Source organism: Streptomyces sp. NPDC001027, from assembly GCF_040299045.1.
GTDB lineage: Bacteria > Actinomycetota > Actinomycetes > Streptomycetales > Streptomycetaceae > Streptomyces.
Window position 1 is genome coordinate 1 of the sequence record NZ_JBEPBI010000579.1, and the last position, 1,383, is coordinate 1,383.

Genomic DNA, 1,383 nt, shown 5'->3' on the forward strand with positions numbered 1-1,383 from the left:
CTGGCCTCGTCGGCGTCGACTACCTCAACGCTCGCATCGGCCCCGGAGCGACCGTCCCGATCTACTCCGCCGGCGGACCCGACACGAGCGGATACTCCGTCGCGTACATCAACAGCGACGGGCGGATCTCGCGTGGCGCGTCGAGCGAGCGGTACAAGAAGTTCATCAGCGAGATCGATCCCGCATCCCTCGGCGACGTGTGGCCGTCCCTGGTGCGGTATCAGATGCGCCACGGTGACGGCGCCTGGAAGTACGGGTACATCGCCGAACGGCTCAACGAGAACGACGATCAGCAGCCGTTCGTGGTCTACCAGACCGAGACGCTCTACGACGCCTCCACGGACACCACGACCACGCAGCTGGTCCGTGATGACGACGGCAACCCGGTGCCCGACAGTATCGACTTCCTAGGCCTCCTCATGGTGCAGAACGCGCAGCTCCACCAGGCCGTCGACCTCCTCGCCCAACGCATCCAAGCCCTCGAAGCAAGGGGCGCATGATGGGCGGTCTCGTCATCGACACCATCCGGCCGGGTGTGCAGTTCACGCCAGACGCGGCCAAGGCGTTCCGCCGGGCTGAGGCGCAGCTCGGGCGCGAGATCGATACGAACTCGACGTTGCGCGATTGGGCAACGCAGCTTCGCATGTACAACTCGTGGCAGGCGTACGTCACGGGTCGCGGCCCGCACCCGGGGCACTCGAAGGCGCTCCACCCGTCCGAACCGCTCGCGATCCACACCAAGGGGACCGCCCTCGACTCGGATGACTGGACCGACCCGGACGTGCTCGCGATCCTCGCCGAGAACGGGTTCATTCGGAACCGGCTCTACATCCCCGGCGAGGACCACCACTTCGAGTACATCCGTAGTCGCGACCGCCGCTACGGCCAGCCCATCCCCGCGAAGAGAAAGGCCAAGAGGCAAGGAGACATCACCATGCGTACGATCTACAACACCGACGACAAGAACGACGAGACCCGCCGCGCCGCGGTCGGGGAACTCACCTTCCACGTCCAAGGCCCGGACATCTCGCGAAACGAGCGCAAGCTCTGGGGCGACCCGCAGAGCGTCACGCAGGCAGAGTGGGACAGCGCACTCAACATGGTCAACACACGCCGGGCGATGAACGGCCTCAGGCCGCTCAAGGGCACCCGCGGCGAGATCCCGACCCCTAAGCGGGCATGACAATGCCGATGACGGGGGAGGAGCTCGACCTCCGCATCATCGTCGCGCGCATCGAGGGGATGCTCACCGCCACGCTCGCGCGCCACGACCAGCGCCTCGACCAGCACGAAGGCACCCTCAACCAGCACGAGGCACGACTCAACGACAAGGGAAAGACACTCGCGCGGCACGACGAGCGCCTCAACGACCTCGAAGAGGAC

The 1,383-nt window shown here is 66.1% G+C and carries 3 protein-coding genes; all 3 read left to right on the top strand.

The window, feature by feature from the left end; genetic code table 11:
• Positions 1 to 500, top strand: a 500-nt coding sequence (locus ABT300_RS44045; protein ID WP_351688806.1) for a hypothetical protein, incomplete at its 5' end; no start/stop codon positions are given.
• Positions 497 to 1,183, top strand: a complete 687-nt coding sequence (locus ABT300_RS44050; protein WP_351688809.1) for a hypothetical protein — start codon at positions 497 to 499, stop codon at positions 1,181 to 1,183. The genes ABT300_RS44045 and ABT300_RS44050, both read left to right, overlap by 4 nt.
• Before the next feature lie 8 nt (positions 1,184 to 1,191).
• The coding region (locus ABT300_RS44055; RefSeq protein ID WP_351688812.1) for a hypothetical protein at positions 1,192 to 1,383 on the top strand (192 nt) is incomplete at its 3' end.

Bases quoted from the DNA above. Each gene is read 5' to 3' on its own strand.
- ABT300_RS44050 (WP_351688809.1), top strand. From the start codon at position 497: ATGATGGGCGGTCTCGTCATCGACACCATCCGGCCGGGTGTGCAGTTC.